At 64.3% G+C, this 17,143-nt stretch carries 18 protein-coding genes; 8 read left to right on the top strand and 10 right to left on the bottom strand.

Annotated elements, in window-relative coordinates; all coding sequences use genetic code 11:
- Positions 1-36 precede the first annotated feature (36 nt).
- Positions 37-3,540 carry a carbamoyl-phosphate synthase large subunit gene (carB, locus tag NKH90_RS26610; RefSeq protein ID WP_352822000.1) on the top strand — a complete coding sequence of 1,168 codons (3,504 nt, stop codon included), beginning with the start codon at positions 37-39 and terminating at the stop codon, positions 3,538-3,540.
- Positions 3,541-3,852: 312 nt separating this feature from the next.
- Here the strand turns inward: carB and NKH90_RS26605 are convergent, their stop codons facing one another.
- From NKH90_RS26605 to NKH90_RS26590, 4 genes are all read right to left on the bottom strand, one after another.
- A complete protein-coding gene (locus NKH90_RS26605; protein ID WP_352821997.1) occupies positions 3,853-4,317 on the bottom strand; it encodes a DUF6644 family protein in 465 nt (154 codons plus the stop codon).
- Positions 4,318-4,701, bottom strand: a complete 384-nt coding sequence (locus NKH90_RS26600) for a DUF6152 family protein (protein WP_352772968.1) — start codon at positions 4,699-4,701, stop codon at positions 4,318-4,320.
- Between the two features lie 286 nt (positions 4,702-4,987).
- Positions 4,988-5,476 carry a GNAT family N-acetyltransferase gene (locus tag NKH90_RS26595; RefSeq protein ID WP_352821995.1) on the bottom strand — a complete coding sequence of 163 codons (489 nt, stop codon included), beginning with the start codon at positions 5,474-5,476 and terminating at the stop codon, positions 4,988-4,990.
- Positions 5,469-6,245 (bottom strand): transglycosylase SLT domain-containing protein, encoded by a 777-nt coding sequence (locus NKH90_RS26590; protein WP_352541078.1) that lies wholly within the window; start codon positions 6,243-6,245, stop codon positions 5,469-5,471. Before NKH90_RS26590 ends, NKH90_RS26595 begins: the two co-directional genes overlap by 8 nt.
- A 207-nt stretch (positions 6,246-6,452) precedes the next feature.
- On the opposite strand from NKH90_RS26590, the gene NKH90_RS26585 reads away from it, so the two are divergent.
- Positions 6,453-7,022 carry a methylated-DNA--[protein]-cysteine S-methyltransferase gene (locus tag NKH90_RS26585; protein ID WP_352541077.1) on the top strand — a complete coding sequence of 190 codons (570 nt, stop codon included), beginning with the start codon at positions 6,453-6,455 and terminating at the stop codon, positions 7,020-7,022.
- 52 nt (positions 7,023-7,074) lie between these two features.
- Here the strand turns inward: NKH90_RS26585 and NKH90_RS26580 are convergent, their stop codons facing one another.
- Positions 7,075-7,401: a hypothetical protein gene (locus NKH90_RS26580; RefSeq protein ID WP_352772958.1), complete on the bottom strand. Its 327-nt coding sequence runs from the start codon at positions 7,399-7,401 to the stop codon at positions 7,075-7,077.
- A gap of 299 nt (positions 7,402-7,700) precedes the next feature.
- On the opposite strand from NKH90_RS26580, the gene NKH90_RS26575 reads away from it, so the two are divergent.
- From NKH90_RS26575 to NKH90_RS26565, 3 genes are all read left to right on the top strand, one after another.
- Positions 7,701-7,913 carry a cold-shock protein gene (locus NKH90_RS26575; protein ID WP_023678332.1) on the top strand — a complete coding sequence of 71 codons (213 nt, stop codon included), beginning with the start codon at positions 7,701-7,703 and terminating at the stop codon, positions 7,911-7,913.
- Positions 7,914-8,188: 275 nt separating this feature from the next.
- Complete coding sequence (locus tag NKH90_RS26570; protein WP_352475039.1) at positions 8,189-8,389, top strand: hypothetical protein; 201 nt, start codon at positions 8,189-8,191, stop codon at positions 8,387-8,389.
- Positions 8,386-8,640, top strand: a complete 255-nt coding sequence (locus NKH90_RS26565; protein WP_352616729.1) for a type II toxin-antitoxin system RelE family toxin — start codon at positions 8,386-8,388, stop codon at positions 8,638-8,640. The genes NKH90_RS26570 and NKH90_RS26565 overlap by 4 nt, the downstream gene beginning before the upstream one ends.
- Positions 8,641-8,719: 79 nt before the next feature.
- Here the strand turns inward: NKH90_RS26565 and NKH90_RS26560 are convergent, their stop codons facing one another.
- The 3 genes from NKH90_RS26560 to NKH90_RS26550 all read right to left on the bottom strand — a co-directional run bounded on the left by NKH90_RS26560 (position 8,720) and on the right by NKH90_RS26550 (position 11,335).
- The gene (locus NKH90_RS26560) at positions 8,720-9,328 is read right to left on the bottom strand and encodes a glutathione S-transferase family protein (RefSeq protein WP_352646486.1); all 609 of its coding nucleotides are present in this window, start codon (positions 9,326-9,328) and stop codon (positions 8,720-8,722) included.
- A gap of 262 nt (positions 9,329-9,590) precedes the next feature.
- Positions 9,591-10,445 (bottom strand): EAL domain-containing protein, encoded by an 855-nt coding sequence (locus tag NKH90_RS26555; RefSeq protein ID WP_352622192.1) that lies wholly within the window; start codon positions 10,443-10,445, stop codon positions 9,591-9,593.
- On the bottom strand, positions 10,442-11,335 hold the full coding sequence (locus NKH90_RS26550; RefSeq protein ID WP_352816137.1) for an EAL domain-containing protein: 894 nt from the start codon (positions 11,333-11,335) through the stop codon (positions 10,442-10,444). The genes NKH90_RS26555 and NKH90_RS26550 overlap by 4 nt, the downstream gene beginning before the upstream one ends.
- A 202-nt stretch (positions 11,336-11,537) precedes the next feature.
- On the opposite strand from NKH90_RS26550, the gene NKH90_RS26545 reads away from it, so the two are divergent.
- Positions 11,538-12,740, top strand: coding sequence for a pyridoxal phosphate-dependent aminotransferase (locus NKH90_RS26545; RefSeq protein ID WP_352821989.1), 1,203 nt, complete (start codon positions 11,538-11,540; stop codon positions 12,738-12,740).
- A gap of 6 nt (positions 12,741-12,746) precedes the next feature.
- On the opposite strand, the gene NKH90_RS26540 is transcribed toward NKH90_RS26545, so the two are convergent.
- Both NKH90_RS26540 and NKH90_RS26535 read right to left on the bottom strand, forming a co-directional pair.
- On the bottom strand, positions 12,747-13,142 hold the full coding sequence (locus tag NKH90_RS26540) for a (R)-mandelonitrile lyase (RefSeq protein WP_352683825.1): 396 nt from the start codon (positions 13,140-13,142) through the stop codon (positions 12,747-12,749).
- Positions 13,143-13,171: 29 nt separating this feature from the next.
- On the bottom strand, positions 13,172-13,768 hold the full coding sequence (locus NKH90_RS26535; protein WP_352821987.1) for a methyltransferase family protein: 597 nt from the start codon (positions 13,766-13,768) through the stop codon (positions 13,172-13,174).
- 147 nt (positions 13,769-13,915) lie between these two features.
- Here NKH90_RS26535 and NKH90_RS26530 point away from each other — a divergent pair, with 147 nt between their 5' ends.
- Positions 13,916-14,782 (top strand): alpha/beta fold hydrolase, encoded by an 867-nt coding sequence (locus NKH90_RS26530; protein WP_352821984.1) that lies wholly within the window; start codon positions 13,916-13,918, stop codon positions 14,780-14,782.
- A gap of 163 nt (positions 14,783-14,945) precedes the next feature.
- Positions 14,946-16,997 (top strand): elongation factor G, encoded by a 2,052-nt coding sequence (locus tag NKH90_RS26525; RefSeq protein WP_352821981.1) that lies wholly within the window; start codon positions 14,946-14,948, stop codon positions 16,995-16,997.
- Positions 16,998-17,143 lie beyond the last annotated feature (146 nt).

The following is a 17,143-nucleotide window of genomic DNA, read 5'->3' as shown; positions in this document are numbered from 1 at the left end:
TTTTGTGCAAGCCGCCCGCCGAAACGGACCCTCGACATGCCAAGACGCACCGACATCAAGTCGATCCTGATCATCGGGGCCGGCCCCATCGTCATCGGCCAGGCCTGCGAATTCGACTATTCCGGCACCCAGGCCTGCAAGGCGCTGAAGGAAGAGGGTTTTCGCGTTATCCTGGTCAATTCCAATCCGGCCACCATCATGACCGATCCGGAACTGGCCGACGCCACGTACATCGAGCCGATTACGCCCGAAGTGGTGGCCAAGATCATCGCCAAGGAGCGGCCGGACGCGCTGCTGCCGACCATGGGCGGCCAGACCGCGCTCAACACGGCTTTGTCGCTGCGCCGCATGGGCGTGCTCGACCGCTATCAGGTCGAGATGATCGGTGCCGACGCCACCGCAATCGACAAGGCCGAGGACCGCGCGCTGTTTCGCGAGGCGATGAACAAGATCGGCCTGGAAACGCCGAAGTCGATGCTGGCCAACGCCACCGACGTCAAGAATGCCGACCGCAAGACGCACGAGGCCGAGCGCGCCGAGTTGAAGGCCGAGAAGCCCGAAAATCTCGACGCCGCGCTCGATGCTCTGGAAACGCGCTGGAACCTCGGTGAGGGCGACCGCAAGCAGCGCTATATCAGCCATGCCATGGCGATTGCAGCACAAGCGCTCGACCATGTCGGCCTGCCCGCCATCATCCGCCCGTCCTTCACCATGGGCGGCACCGGCGGCGGCATCGCCTACAACCGCGCCGAATTCTTCGAGATCGTCCAGTCCGGCCTCGACGCCTCGCCGACCACCGAAGTGCTGATCGAGGAGAGCGTGCTCGGCTGGAAGGAGTACGAGATGGAGGTTGTCCGCGACAAGGCCGACAATTGCATCATCGTCTGCTCGATCGAGAACATCGACCCGATGGGCGTGCATACCGGCGATTCGATCACCGTCGCCCCTGCGCTGACGCTGACCGACAAGGAATACCAGATGATGCGCAACGCCTCGATCGCGGTGCTGCGCGAGATCGGCGTCGAGACCGGCGGCTCCAACGTGCAGTTCGCCGTCAACCCGGCCGACGGCCGCCTGGTGGTGATCGAGATGAACCCGCGCGTCTCGCGCTCGTCGGCGCTCGCCTCCAAGGCGACAGGCTTCCCGATCGCCAAGATCGCCGCCAAGCTCGCCGTCGGCTACACGCTGGACGAGCTCGAGAACGACATCACCGGCGGAGCAACGCCGGCCTCGTTCGAGCCGAGCATCGACTATGTCGTGACAAAAATCCCGCGCTTTGCCTTCGAGAAGTTTCCCGGCGCCGAGCCGGTGCTGACCACCTCGATGAAGTCGGTCGGCGAGGTCATGGCCATCGGCCGCACTTTCCAGGAATCGCTGCAGAAGGCCTTGCGTGGACTGGAGACCGGCCTGACCGGTCTGGACGAAATCGAAATCCCCGGCATCGGCCATGGGACGACAGCTGCCAGCCACGTCGACGACCGCAACGCCATTCGCGCCGCACTCGGCACGCCGACGCCGGACCGGCTGCGCATGGTGGCGCAAGCGATCCGCATGGGCACCTCGCTGGAAGACGTGCACGCGATGTGCAAGATCGACCCGTGGTTCCTCGAACAGATCGCCGGCATTCTCGACATGGAAGCCCGCATCCGCGAGCACGGCATCCCCGAGGACGCCGCCAATCTGCGCATGCTGAAGGCGATGGGTTTTTCGGACGCCCGCCTCGCCTCCCTGGTCAGGAAGGATGTCGAAGAGGTCCAGAAGATACGCGACAAGCTCGACGTTCATCCCGTCTACAAGCGTATCGACACTTGCGCCGCCGAGTTCGCCTCGCCCACCGCCTACATGTATTCGACCTATGAGGTTCCCTTCGCCGGCGCGCTCGCCAACGAGGCGCAGGTCTCGTCGCGCAAAAAGGTCGTCATCCTCGGCGGCGGCCCCAACCGCATCGGCCAGGGCATCGAGTTCGACTATTGCTGCTGCCATGCCGCCTTTGCGCTGCGCGACGCCGGCTTCGAGGCGATCATGATCAACTGCAACCCCGAGACCGTGTCGACCGACTACGACACCTCGGACCGGCTCTATTTCGAGCCGCTGACGCCGGAGGACGTGCTGGAGATCCTGCGCGCCGAGCAGGCGTCGGGCGAACTGGTCGGCGTCATCGTCCAGTTCGGCGGCCAGACGCCGCTGAAGCTGGCGGATGCGCTGGAGAAGGCCGGCATCCCGATCCTCGGCACCTCGCCCGACATGATCGATCTGGCCGAGGACCGCGACCGCTTCCAGAAGCTGCTGCACAAGCTCGGCCTCAGCCAGCCGAAGAACGGCATTGCCTATTCGGTCGAGCAGGCCCGCCTCGTCGCCGGCGAGCTCGGCTTCCCGCTGGTGGTGCGCCCGTCGTACGTGCTCGGCGGCCGCGCCATGCAGATCATCCACGACGAGAGCATGCTGCAGTCCTATCTGCTCGACACCGTGCCCGGCCTGGTACCGGAGGACATCAAGCAGAAATACCCCAACGACAAGACCGGCCAGATCAACACGCTGCTCGGCAAGAACCCGCTTCTGTTCGATACCTATCTGTCGGGCGCCATCGAGGTCGATGTCGATTGTCTCTGCGACGGCAGGTCGACCTACGTCTCCGGCATATTGGAGCACATCGAGGAGGCCGGCATCCACTCGGGCGACTCGGCCTGCTCGCTGCCGGTGCACTCGCTGCCATCGGAGCTCGTCGACGAACTCGAGCGCCAGACGGCAGCGCTGGCCCGTGCGCTCAATGTCGGCGGGCTGATGAACGTGCAGTACGCGATCAAGGACGGCACCGTCTATGTGCTGGAGGTCAACCCGCGCGCATCGCGCACCGTGCCCTTCGTCGCCAAGACCATTGGGCGGCCGATCGCAAAGATCGCCGCCCGCATCATGGCCGGCGAAAGCCTGGAAGACGCCTTCGCCCATTACGGCGCCATGCCCGACCCGCGCAACCCCGGCCACATCGCCGTCAAGGAAGCGGTATTCCCGTTCGCCCGCTTCCCCGGCGTCGACATATTGCTCGGCCCGGAAATGCGCTCGACCGGCGAGGTCATGGGCCTCGACCGCGACTTCGCGCTGGCCTTCGCCAAGAGCCAACTGGGGGCGGGTGTTGATCTCCCCCGCGCGGGCACGCTGTTTGTCTCGGTGCGCGACGAGGACAAGAAAGGCATCCTGCCGGCGGTGAAACGTCTCGCCGGCCAGGGTTTCAAAGTGCTCGCCACCTCAGGCACCGCCCGCTTCCTCGCCGAGAACGGCGTCGTCGCCGAAAAGATAAACAAGGTGCTGGAAGGCCGCCCGCACATCGAGGACGCCATCCGCAACCGCCAGGTCCAGATCGTCTTCAACACCACGGACGGCCAGAAAGCGGTGTCGGACTCCAAATCGCTGCGCCGGGCGACGCTGATGCAGAAAGTGCCGTATTACACGACGCTGTCGGGCGCGGCTGCGGTGGCCGAGGCGATCGCGGCGCTGAAGGCGGGGAGCCTGGAAGTGCGCCCCTTGCAGGAGTATTTTGCTTAGGCGATTAGCCAATCTCCCTCCTTGTGGGGGAGATGGCCGGCAGGCCAGAGGGGGCGCTGTCCCGGTTCCTGGACAGCTCATGTCGGCTCACTCAATCGGCTTCGAAGCAGGGATGAACCATACAAAAGCCTGACGCGGCCACAAGTCTCTAGCTGCTCGTACCAGTCCACCCTGCCCTCCAAGGTAAAATCCCTCAGGTTCTACAGGACCTCGCACGTTTCGATGGCGCGCGGGTCCTGGCCGGGTCCGCAACGCATAACTCGGAGCTCCCGAGATTAGTCGCCAAATCGGCCAACAGTGCCGCCGCCCGGCTTAGTTGAGAAACCCAATAAACCGTCCGGCGAAAAGCACGGACGTCCACAGCACCACCGAAAATACAGCCAGCACGGTCGCGGCCCCGCCGGCCGGCTCGTCGCCGCCTCTTGCGCGGCGCATGAAGACGAGGAAGTTGACCCCGGCAAGCAGGATGAGTGTCATCTTGGCGAGGAAGATCGGCATCGCCGCATACTCGCTCGCCCGGACTGAAAACAGCAGCGACCCCGTGACAAGCGCGCCGCCGAACGCGGCCAATGCGGTACGGCGCAGCAGCGCGACGAACGCCGTCTGCGGCAGCGAGCGGAAGGCGCCGAGGATCCTGAGATCCATGAGCCAGACGCTGGTGAGCAGCGCGCCGATCGACATAATGTGCAGTGCATTGATGATGGGGTAGGCGACGAACGAGGCCTTCAGTCCCCGCACCATAGCGAGCTGCTCGATGCCGGCAAAAAACCCGTCCATTCAGGCCGGCGGCACGCGGTCGGGATAGACATCATAGGTCTTGCCGCCGACGATGACGCGCACTGCCTTCATGCGTTTTTCGTTTTCGTCGCGCGAGCGGTTGCCGATCGCGGTCACCTCGTCGCCGATCTTGGCGACCTCCTCGGTAAAGCCGGCGGCGATCGTGCGGGACGGCGTCGCCATCTCCACCCGCCAGGCCTCTCCCTCGGCATCGACGTCCAGCGTGGCGTGCGGATTGCCGATATAGATGGCCGTGATCTTGCCCTTGAGTTCGAAAAATCCGTCCTGCGTCCACGACCAGCCGTGATGGGCATAGGCTGCGGTGGCGGCGGCAAGGATCACCGCCGCTGCCAGCATGACGCTTCGGTTGAAAGGTGACTGCATCGCTCGTCTCCTCGGTTCGGCATTAGAGGGTAGGTCAGCGCGCGGCAGCGTCAAATCACATGAGGTGTGCGCTGCCCCTCATTGCCCTGCCGGGCATTTCTCCCCGTATAGTGACGGGGAGAAAGGTGCCTTCGCCAAGGATTTCGCCAATCTCCAGAGTTGAAGAAAGGGAGCTGAGTTTGCCGCCAGCCCCCTTCTCCCCGTCCCTCTACGGGGAGAAGATGCCGGCAGGCAGATGAGGGGCGGCGCCGACTTCTACGATCGAGCGCCCGCTTGCCCCGACCCCTCACGCCGCCCAGTCGACTTCGGACATCCCCAGCCGTTCGTAGAGCCGGACCGCGGCGGCGTTCTCGACAGTGTTGGTCTTGAGATCGACATGCGCAGCACCCCTTGCCTGAAACACGGCGAAAGCGTGCCGCATCAGCGCCTCGGCGATGCCCTTGCCGCGCGCCTCGGGATGCACGGCAAGGTCTTTGACGAACGCCCGTGTCCAGCAGAGCGCCGCGCCCGTCAGCCGGCCCTTGCCGTCGATGACCAGGAAACACAAAGCTGGGTCGAATTCCGCGTCGGCCGAAATGCGCGGCCACCATTCGTCGAACGGCCCGTCGGCGCCATCGTCAAACACCGCGGTCAACAGCGTATGCAAAGCGAGTGCATCCGCGGCTTCGAAGGCGCGCATGAAAAAACCTTCGGGCCAGCGCGGCGCCAGAAGCGTGTCGTCGAGGATCTTGCGCAGGCGGATGTCGTTTGGCGCCGGCGGACGCGGCTCAGGCATCGGGTTGCATGCGGCGGCGCAGGCTGTCGCTGCCGAGGCCGGTTTCGCCCAGCATCCCCTTACGCTTGGCGTCATAATAATAGCCGCTCTGGTAGAGCCGGTCGGCGCGCTTGGGGTTGCCGCCTGAGACCAGCCAGGCGCCGCGCAGATATTTCACCGCATATTTCAAATTGGTCTCGGCATCGAACAGGCCGCTTGCCGGCCCGTCATAGCCCATGCCGCGCGCCGTCGCGTGCTTGATCTGCATCAGCCCCCAATGGCCGTGATTGTAGGCTTTCGGGTTGAACGTGCTCTCGCGGTTGACGACGCTGCGCACCAGATCGACCGGCACCTGATAAAGCGCGGAATATTTCTCGATCAGCCGCTCGATCTCGCTGCGGCCGCCGGCGTTGGACTGACCCTCGGTGGGGTCGGTCGCGGCCAGAGCGGCCGGGTCCTGCGGCAGCGTGTAGGAAACCGGCTGAACGCCGGGCATGGCCTCGGTCTGTTGGCTGACCGGCATGGCGACGGCTGGCGTCGCGGTAACAGGCAGGGCGTTGGCGGTCATGACGGCGGGGGTACTTGCCGCCAGCGGCGTCGGCCCGGCAAAGGCGGCGGCCGGCTCGATCGGCAGCGCCGCTGTCTGGGCGACGCCGGACGGCTCCGGCAGGACCGAAACCGTGTCAGGCAGCGCCAACGTAAAGCCGGCATCGGTATTGGCCGTATTTTCGGTGAAGGCTGGCGTCGGGGTCACCGGCGAAGTCGAGGTGCAACCGCTGAGAGCGGCCACGGCCAACACCGCCGCAAGGACGGGAAAGAGGAATTTTGCTGGCAAGCGGCGCTCGGGTCCGGTTCGTCGGGTGTTAAGAAGTCCTTACACCAGCATCTTTCCTCGGGCAATCCGCGGTAGCCGGTGGTTTTCGGGTGGCGAGCCGGGCCGCGAAATGCGATATTGTTCTGGATTTGTACTTCGAAGGATTCCGGAAAGGAGCACGCCATGCACGCCTCTCATGCCACCGCCGGCCACGCGGTCTTCGAAACCGTGCTCGGCTTCATGGGCATCGCCTGGAGCGATGCCGGACTGACCCGGCTCTGCCTGCCGCAGCGCAATCGCGACGCGGTCGAGCGCCGGCTGCTGCGCCATGCCGCCGCCGACCAGCCTGCGAAGCCCGAGCCGCAATGGGTTGCCGAGCTGATCGCGTCGATCAAGGCCTATGCCGCCGGCGAGGATATAGATTTCTCCAACGTGCCGGTCGATCTCAGCGGCGTCGACGAGTTCCGCCTGGCGATCTATGACGCGGCACGAAAACTCGCCTTCGGCGAAACCACCACCTATGGCGAACTGGCCAAACGCGCCGGCCATGCCGGGCTGGCGCGTGAGACGGGCGCCGCACTCGGCGCCAACCCGGTGCCGCTGGTCATCCCCTGTCACCGCATCCTTGCCGCCGGCGGCAAGATCGGCGGATTTTCCGCGGCCGGCGGCTCGGCCACCAAAGAAAAGATGCTGGCAATGGAAGGCGTACGCGTCGGCCCGCCGCCCCCGGCGCAGGTGTCGTTCGGGTTTTAGTGGTGCTGATATTCAGGCGAGGCCGGCACCCGGCGCACCATTTCGTCCCACTCTAATCCGGAAGCAGGCGCCGGCGAAAACGCCGGTCGATCTCAACCCGCTTGCATTTGTAGACGGTGCAGGAATTCGTGTCGGCGCTCGGCACCGAGGCCCGCGCCCTGACCTCGCCGATGTCGCAGAATTGCTGGCTCCGCACGTAGCGGTCGTAGAGCGCCAGCCCCGGCACGCGCGCCGATCTGTAACGCAGGATGACCGCGCCCTCGCGCGCGATCGTCGCCTGCACCTTGCCGCAGCTCATGCGGGTCGGGTCGTAGCGCGAGCCCGCCTGCGCCTCGGCGGCCACCAGCGTCAGGCAAGCGGCAAGCAGAACGATTTTCATGTCCCTCTCCCCAAAACCCGGTCGCGCCCGAAGCCGGCGCGATCCTCCCGGGTCAGGCGCGCAACGACGACGCTCTCACGCGATTGGGGCGGCCGTTGGGCAGCGTTGCCGTCGCGCCATTTTCCGCCCCGTCTTGTTTTTTGCGCGAAGGCATATTATATGCGGTCCATTGATATTTCGGCCGATCGATCCGGGCCTCGCGATCTTCGCGTTTGCTGACGTTCTATCTCCAAAATCTCGATACAAACCGGCTGGGTTTCGGCCCAGTCAAACTAAAGCAAACGTAAAGGACTATCGAAATGGCAACAGGTACGGTCAAGTGGTTTAATTCCACCAAGGGTTTCGGCTTCATTCAGCCTGACAGCGGCGGCGCGGACGTTTTCGTCCACATCTCCGCAGTCGAGCGTGCTGGACTGTCGACCCTGGTTGAAGGCCAGAAGATCAACTTCGAGATCGAGCAGGACCGCCGCACTGGCAAGTCGTCCGCTGGATCTCTGAGCAAGGCAGCCTGATTTTGCGAATGGCGCGCGCCGGGCGATAGCCCGGGGGCCGGGGGCACTCACGGATGTACTGGCGGTCGCGCGAGAAGCGCGCCGGAGCGAAAGACCCGACAAGCCGCAGCAGCAGATTGCTGCCGGCCCGGCCAAAACGCTCCAGATCAGGCTACCAAGCATGGGAAGGCGGGATTTTGTCCCGCCTTTTTGCTGTCTGGATTCCAGTGAACCGCTGCCTTGGGCCTATAGTCCCACTTTGTGGTGTTTTTGGCCCAATGTGGTACTATTGATTCATGAGCAAGCTTGAACAGATTGAGAAATCCGTTGCCGAACTAAGCCCCGAAGAGCTGAGAGCGTTTGCCGCATGGTTCGAGGCGCTGCAGGCCGACATGTGGGACCGGCAGATCGAAGCCGACGCCAAGGGCGGCAGGCTGGACAAGCTTGCCGAGCAGGCCTTGGCTGATCATCGCGCCGGCCGGACCCGGCCTCTGTGAATCATTTTGCTACTCCCTCGTTTTGGGAGGCCTACGCAAAACTGCCCTCGTTAATCAGAGCAAAGGCGAACAGACGTTTCGCCAAACTGAATTCTGACCCGTTCCACCCGTCGTTGCATTTCAAACAGGTCGGGCGCTACTGGTCGGCGCGGGTTGATATCAACTACCGCGCCGTGGCTGTTCGCGACCACGATGACGTGGTCTGGTTCTGGATAGGCACCCATTCCGAATATGATCGCCTGCTGAAATAGCCGCGCGACCATTCACGTCATCGGCCGAGGGCCGCAAGCCCGACCTCCGGAGCGAGCCGCGAAGCGCCGAGAAGCGTGACTAAGGCAGCCACTCCAGCGGCACGTGCCCCGGATCGGCCTCGACCCTTTTCAGCCAGGCGGCAACCGCCGGATAGGCGTCGAGCTGAAACCCGCCCGTCTCGGCCGTATGCGTATAGGCATAGAGCGCGATGTCGGCGACGCTGAGCGCATTGCCGGCGAAGAAGCTGCTCCCGGCCAGGTGCTTGTCCATGACGCCGAGCGCCTTGTTGCCGCGCTCCAGCGTCAGGGCCAGCCGCTCCGGCGTCGCATCCTTGGCTCTTTCAGGGAAGGTCAGCAGCGCCCTGCGCACGGCGATATAAGGCTCATGGCTGTATTGCTCGAAGAACAGCCACTGATAGGCCAGCGCGCGTTCGTATCTGTCCGCCGGCAGAAACCGCGTGCCTTCGGCGAGATAGAGCAGGATGGCATTGGATTCGGCCAGCCGGCGGCCGTCGTCGAGTTCGAGCAGCGGCACCATGGCGTTCGGGTTTTTCGCGACATAGTCGGGCTTGCGCGTGTCGCCGGTGTGCGAGCTGACCTCGACATTGGTGAAAGCGATGCCGAGCTTGGCCATCAACAGGCGCGGCTTGTAGCAATTGCCGCTGTCGATCATTCCATAGAGTATCATCGGTGCTCCCCCTTGCTCGCAACCACCCGTCTCAGGGCTTGATCCAGCCTCTATCGCGGCAGCGGCGGCTTCATCCAGTGATTTGTTTTGGCGTAACCATCAGCGCCGCTGATGCATTTCAGGATATATCGAGATTCAAGTCAGGCCGAGCCGAGAAGGGTGGGTTCCGAGAACCGGAGCGGAGCGTACTTTGGGTACGTGAGCACCGGAAGCGCAGGAAACCGCCGTTCGCAGGCCGGCATCACTTGAATCTCGATATATCCTAGCCGAATAGGGGGATGACGTTGTTGTCCCTGCCAAGCAGCCTGTCGATCGACAGCGGCTCCTCGTCGAACAGCGTACCGGCCAGCGCCGGCCGGGCAAGGTAAAAGCCCTGCAGCAGGTCGACGCCGCCATCCAGCGCGACGCGCAGATGCGTGGCGTTCTCGACGCCTTCGACCAGCACCTTGGCGCCACGGTCGTGCAGCGTCGAAACCAGCGGCCGGAAAAACCGCTCGGCGGCGGCATGGCGGCAGAATTCTGCGAACCAGGTGCCGTCGATCTTGACGATGTCGGGCTGCACCAGTGCTACCCTTTCTTCGGTCGAATGCCCGGTGCCGAAATCGTCGATGGCGATGCGGACGCCGTCGCGCCGCATCTCGCGCGCCAGGCTGACAAGCACCTTGTCGCCGGCCGCCTGCTCGGTAATCTCGCAGACCAGCATGCCGGGATGCAGGCCGAAATCCGTCAGATGCCTGGTCATCAGCCTGATTTCGGCCAGCGCCCGTGCGGGGTCATCGTTGATCAGCGGATTGTAGTTGAAGAAGAGGTCGAGCCCGTCGACGCCGATGTTGCGGAAGTTGCGCAAATGCAGCACCCGGCACATGGTTTCGACAAACAGCCGATCCGCTGCCGGCACACCTTCGAAGAAGATTTGCGGCGCCACCGGCCTGCCTGCACGGTGCGGCTCGATCAGTCCCTCGACCGCGACGGCGGCGAGAAACCTGCCGCGCGGCGCGAAGACCGGCTGGTAGGCGCTCCTCAGCCGGAATGCGCCGTAGACGCCATATTCGATGCCGACCTCGTCGGCAAAGATCGCTTCGCCGACCTTGCGCCGCATGTCGGCCCGCCCGGTCACGATGCCACCCTGCGGCCAAAGGCCCGCATCGGCCGCCGCGATGGCGAAACGGCCGCGGGAACTTTGTCCTTATCGGGCGACACCGCTGATGCCTGCCCGGCCTTGTCGAAGACGTGAAAGCTGGTCGGTGCAAGCTCCGGGCGTGCCAGCACGAAGCCTTGCACCATCGAGGCGCCCGACTTTTCGGCGAGCTCGAGCTGCCAGCCCGTCTCGATGCCCTCGAATACCGTACGGATGCCTTGCTCTTCGAAGCTGGTCACCATAGCGGTCAGCAAGGCGAAGCCGGCACCGGACTCCATCAGCGTCATGATCCAGTCGGCGTCGAACTTGACGATGTCTGGCCTGAGTTCCTTGATGCGATTGATGTCGGATTCGTCGGCGCCGTAATCGTCGACGGCAATGCGCAAACCATTGCCCCTGAGCGCCTCGACGAAATTGTAGAGCGTTTCCTGCGACGCCGATTTCTGTTCGGTGACCTCGCAGACGACGCGGCGCGGATCGATGTCGGCCTCGTGCAGCACCAGCCGCATTTCGCGCAGCGCCTTGTCGGCGATGCTGCGGTCGGTGAACACCGATGGATCGAAATTAATGAAGATGGAGGCGTCTCGCGGCAGGCAGGCGCCGGCGTTCAGAAGGTGCAGCGTCCGTGTCAGCGCCTCGATATGCAGGCGGTCGACCGCCGGACAACTGTTGAAGAAACTCATTGGCGGCTGCGGCTCGCCTTCGCGGAACGGCCGGATCAGCCCCTCGAACGCGACGACGGAAAGCTTGCCCTTGTTGAAGGCGAAGATCGGCTGGAACGCGCTTTGCAGCGTATAGACCCCCCAGACACCGCTGGCGGTGCCGTCATCATGGCGGATGATATGGGCAAGCCCGATGCTGCGTGTCACGGTTCCTCGCTATGCGAGACTGGCGGACCGGCTACGGTCCTGCCGTTCAAGCTTTTACCGATCGTTGATGAATTTATTGTTGCCAGCATTGCGCGCTGGCTCATTCGACAATGCCTGCGCTGGGCTTGCGCTTGACCAGATGATGCGACATGAGAGGCGCCGCAGCGCCTTCGCCCGCCGGTCCTTTCTGGAGATATCTGTCATGGCCTTTCTTGCCGACGTCCTTTCCCGCGTAAAGCCTTCCGCGACCATCGCGGTGACGCAGAAGGCGCGCGAGCTGAAAAACGCTGGCCGCGACGTGATCGGGCTGGGCGCCGGCGAACCGGACTTCGACACCCCCGACAACATCAAGAACGCCGCGATCGAGGCCATCCGCCGCGGCGAGACGAAGTATCCGCCGGTATCCGGCATCGTGCCGCTGCGCGATGCGATCGCGAAAAAATTCAAGCGCGAGAACAATCTCGACTACCGGCCGGAGCAGACCATCGTCGGCACCGGCGGCAAGCAGATCCTGTTCAACGCCTTCATGGCGACGCTGAACCCCGGCGACGAGGTGATCATCCCGCGGCCCTACTGGGTGAGCTATCCCGAAATGGTGGCGATCTGCGGCGGCACCTCGGCCTTTGCCGACACCTCGATCGACAACGGCTTCAAGCTGACGGCGGCCGTGCTGGAAAAGGCGATTACGCCGCGCACCAAATGGCTGTTGATGAACTCGCCGTCGAACCCATCGGGCGCCGCCTATACCGAAGCGGAGCTCAAGAGCCTGGCCGACGTGCTGTTGAAGCACCCGCATGTCTGGGTGCTGACCGACGACATGTACGAGCATCTGACTTATGGCGACTTCGTCTTCAAGACCATCGCCGAGGTCGAGCCGAAGCTCTATGAGCGCACGCTGACGATGAACGGCGTGTCAAAGGCCTATGCCATGACCGGCTGGCGCATCGGCTACGCGGCAGGCCCGGTGCCGCTGATCAAGGCGATGGACATGATCCAGGGCCAGCAGACCTCCGGCGCCTGCACCATCGCCCAATGGGCGGCGGTCGAAGCGCTGAACGGCCCGCAGGATTTCATCCCGAAGAACAAGGCGATCTTCCAGGGCCGGCGCGATCTCGTCGTCTCGATGCTCAACCAGGCGCGCGGCATCACCTGCCCCTCGCCGGAGGGTGCGTTCTACGTCTATCCCTCCTGTGCCCAGCTGATCGGCAGGAGGACCAAGAACGGCAAGGTGATCGACAGCGACGAAACCTTCTGCTCCGAACTGCTCGAGGCCGAGGGCGTGGCGGTTGTTTTCGGCTCGGCCTTTGGCCTCGGCCCGAACTTCCGCATCTCCTACGCCACGTCGGAGGCTCTGCTCGAAGAGGCCTGCACGCGCATCCAGCGCTTTACCGCCGCGCTGGTCTGAGACGTTTCAGCCGCCATACTGCTCGTCGTTCACCTTCTCCAGCCAATCGACATGCGCACCCTCGAGCGCCTCCTGCATGGCGATGTGGGTCATCGCCGATTTGGGCGCGGCGCCGTGCCAGTGCTTTTCGCCGGCCGCAAAGGAGATGACGTCGCCGGCCCTGATCTCCTGCAGCGGCCCGCCCCAGCTTTGCACGAGACCGGCACCGGATGTGACATAGAGCGTCTGGCCGAGCGGATGCGTGTGCCAGTGGGTGCGGGCGCCGGGCTCGAAACTGACCAGCGTGGCGCGTAGCCGCGCCGGTGCCTCTTTCTCGATGATCGGCGTCTGCAAAACCCGGCCAGTGAAGTATTTTTCCGGCGCAACAATCGTCGGCACGCTGCCGCAGGCAATGATCTTCATCGTCGCAAATCCTCGATCAATCCAGTGTCTTAGACCCTACCACTTTCGTCCGATGCCGGCTGCATCTCCTGCCGGCTGCGGGCAAAACGCGGCCAGAACAGACCGGTCCGCGTGCGGTAAGCGTCGTAGGCATCGGCCAACCTTGTCCGCGAAAATTTTCGCTCTTCGTCCAAGGCCGCGATCACGTAGATCGTAACGATGCCGGCGACCGGCACCACCGCCCAGACCGACCAGGTCGCGATACCCCATCCGATCCAGAAGATGATGTAGGACGTGTAGAACGGATGCCGGACATGGAGATAAGGGCCTTCGGTCACCAGGCTGTCGGGATTGTCAGGATCGAATGCGAACCGCAGCCCCGCCTTGCGGGAGACCGAGATCGCCCACCAGAACAGCGCCGAGCTTGCCAGTTCGATGGCGAGCCCGCCGATCTTCGCCGCCACCGGCTGCCGCTCGATCCACAGCAGCGCAAGAAAGAACAGCGCCGTGCCGACCACGACGGCCGAAATGATCATCGCGCCTTGAGACATGCTCGGCGACTGGAAATGCGCGCGCATCGACCAGGCATATTGGCCGAGCGTCGCGATGCTGCTGATCGAGACGAGAAGGTCGAGTGTGGATTCCATCATCAGGCTCCGGGGGTTAGCTGTGGTGGATTCGTTCATCATACCCGGCGCAAGCCGAGAAATCATTTCTTAACCACCGTTCTAAACAACATGGTGACCTCGGCATGCGATGTTGACCTTGAGACAATCCCAAGGTCCAAACCAGATATGGCCGTTTCCCATCGCACGATCCGCACGCCGCAAGCGGATTTGCGCCTCAGCCAGTCGTCGGGACCCGGCATCCCGCTTGTCCTGATCCACGGCTCGGGCAGTTCGCGCGCCGTATTCGCTCGCCAGTTCGACAGCCCGTTGGCCGCTGCCCATCGGTTGATTGCTTTCGACCTGCCCGGCCATGGCGAATCGTCGGACGCCCGCGATCCGACGACGGACTACACCATCGCCGGCCTTGCCCAATCGGCGGCTCAGCTCCTCGATGCCTTGGGCATCGGCCGCGCCGTCGTCTTCGGCTGGTCGCTTGGCGGGCACGTGGCAATCGAACTCGCCAGTTTTCACCGCGCTGTCGGCGGGCTGATGCTGACCGGCGCGCCGCCGGTATCGAAGGGTCCTTTCGGCATGCTGCGCGGCTTCCACGCGCATTGGGACATGCTGCTGGCGTCCAAAAAGACGTATTCCGAACGCGATGCCGAGCGCTTCGAGACGCTGTGTTTCGGCGACACCGCCGATCCGTCCTTTCGCCAAGCCATCCTGCGCACCGACGGCCGGCTGCGCGCCGCGGTGACGCGCGGCATGCTCACCGGCAAGGGCGCCGACCAGAGACAGGTGGTCGAGCAAGCCGCGTTTCCGGTCGCTATCGTCAATGGCGAGAACGATCCGTTCGTCCGGCTCGGCTATTTTGAGACGCTCGCATACGGCTCGCTGTGGGAGCATTGCCACATCGTCTCCGGCGCCGGGCATGCGCCTTTCTGGGAGCGCGCGGACCTGTTCAATCCGTTGCTGGCGCGCTTTGCCGAGACGGTGGCGGTGCAGCGCATGGACGCACCCCCGCTGGCGTCGCGCCTGACCGGCACCGGCTGAACCGGCCTCAACTTCAAATCCCTTCAACTTCAAATCCCTTGCCCTCCCGGCCTGCCCGTGGGACGATGCCCTTTGGGTAGGTGGCAAATTGAAAAAAGCCTCGCCCGCGACGGCCGACAGGCCGGCCGCCGCTCACAGGGAAACGCCTGAGTGGAGGTCAGCCATGGGTACTCGCGCCGGAGGACGACGCACGGGACCGAAATGCATTGCCATAGTCGGTCCCTTCGCAAGCGGTAAGACGACACTTCTCGAAGCCATACTCGCCCGTACAGGCGCCATTCCCCGCCAGAATCCCGTTTCGTCCGGAAATACCGTTTCCGATCATTCGCCCGAGGCGCGCGCTCACGGCATGAGCGTCGAGGCGACCTTCGCCACCACCGATTTCATGGGCGAGCCGTTCACCTTCGTCGATTGTCCCGGCTCCATCGAATTCTCCTTCGAAGCCGAGCCGGTGCTGGCCGCCTGCGACGTCGCCGTGGTCGTTGCCGAGGCCGACGAGAAGAAGATCCCTGCCCTGCAGCTGATCATGCGCAAGCTCGACGAGCTCGGCGTGCCGCGCATGCTGTTCCTGAACAAGGTCGACAAGGCGATAGCAGGTGTGCGCGACACGCTGAAGATGCTGCAGCCGGCAAGCTCGGTGCCATTGCTGCTGCGCCAGATCCCGCTGCGCAAGGACGGCGTCGTCATCGGCTCGATCGACCTCGCTCTGGAGCGTGCCTACATCTACCGCGAATATGCCGAGAGCGAGGTCGCCCAGATCCCGAGCGACGACAAGGCGCGCGAGCTCGAGGCGCGCTTTTCCATGCTGGAGACGCTCGCCGACCATGACGACCGCCTGATGGAGCAATTGCTGGACGAGATCGAACCGCCGAAGGACGCGATCTTCGACGACCTCGCCGCAGATCTGCGCGACGGCACGGTGACGCCGGTGCTGATCGGCACCGCCGAGAAAGGCAATGGCGTGCTGCGCCTGCTGAAGGCGATCCGCCACGACGCACCGGACATCGCGGCGACGCGCCAGCGTCTCGGCGCGCCCGATGGCGATGCCACCGTGGTCCAGGTGATGAAGACCATCCACACCGCGCATGGCGGCAAGCTGTCGGTCTCGCGCATCCTGTCCGGCCAGGTCGCCGACGCCGCCGAGCTGTTCCTTCCCAGCGGCGAGACGGCAAAGGTCTCCGGCATCTACAAGATGCTCGGCAAGGACCAGGTCAAGCTGACTTTGGCCAAGGCCGGCGACACTGTGGCGCTCGGCAAGCTGGACGCCGTCAGGACCGGCCAGACGCTGAGCTCGACCAAGGGTGGCATCAAGCCGCTGGTCACGCTGGCGCCGCCGCAACCGGTCTTCGCCTTCGCGCTGCGGCCGAAAGAGCGCAAGGACGAGGTCAAGATGTCGGCGGCCATCCAGCGCCTGGCCGAGGAAGATCCCTCGCTCAACCTGCATCACAACCAGGATTCCGCCGAAACCGTGCTGTCCGGTCATGGCGAGATGCATCTGCGCGTCGTGCGCGAGCGGCTGGAAGGCAAGAACCAGATCCCGGTCGAAGGCCATGTGCCGGCCGTGCCCTATCGCGAGACGATCCGCAAAGCGACGCAGCAGCGCGGCCGCCACAAGAAACAGTCGGGCGGCCACGGCCAGTTCGGCGATGTGGTGCTGGAGATCAAACCGCTGCCGCGCGGTTCAGGCTTCCAGTTCACCGATACGATCACCGGCGGCGTCGTGCCGAAGACCTACATCCAGTCGGTCGAGACCGGCGTGCGCGATTACCTGAAATCGGGCCCGCTCGGCTTCCCGGTCGTCGATGTTGCCGTCAACCTTTCCGACGGCTCCTACCATGCGGTCGATTCCTCCGACATGGCCTTCCAGATGGCGGCGAAGCTGGCGATGAAGGAAGGCATGGCCGCGTGCTCGCCGGTGCTGCTGGAGCCGGTGATGAAGGTCGAGATCGTCACGCCGTCGGATGCGACGTCGAAGATCATCGCTCTGATCCCGCAGCGGCGCGGCCAGATCCTCGGCTACGACGCGCGGCCCGACTGGCCGGGATGGGACGTGGTCGAGGCGACCATGCCGCAGGCTGAGATCGGCGACCTCATCATCGAGCTGCGCTCGGCCACTGCGGGTGTCGCCAGCTACCGGGCCGTCTTCGACCACATGGCCGAACTCACCGGCCGGTTGGCCGACGAAGCGCTGAACGCCAACGGCAAGGCCGCCTGAGCTGCCCTTGCGGCCCAACAGGAAACGGGGGCCCCCGCTAGCCCTCCGCCGGTTGTTTTGGGGGGGGGAGGGGGGGGGGGGGGACCGGGGCGTCCCCCCTGGTCGGAGCGGGGGGGTTTGGGGGGGGGAGGTTGTGCCGGGGTCGG

Source organism: Mesorhizobium sp. M0898 (assembly GCF_040319695.1).
In the GTDB taxonomy this organism is placed as follows: Bacteria; Pseudomonadota; Alphaproteobacteria; order Rhizobiales; family Rhizobiaceae; genus Mesorhizobium.
This window is presented reverse-complemented; position numbering and strand designations above follow the sequence as displayed.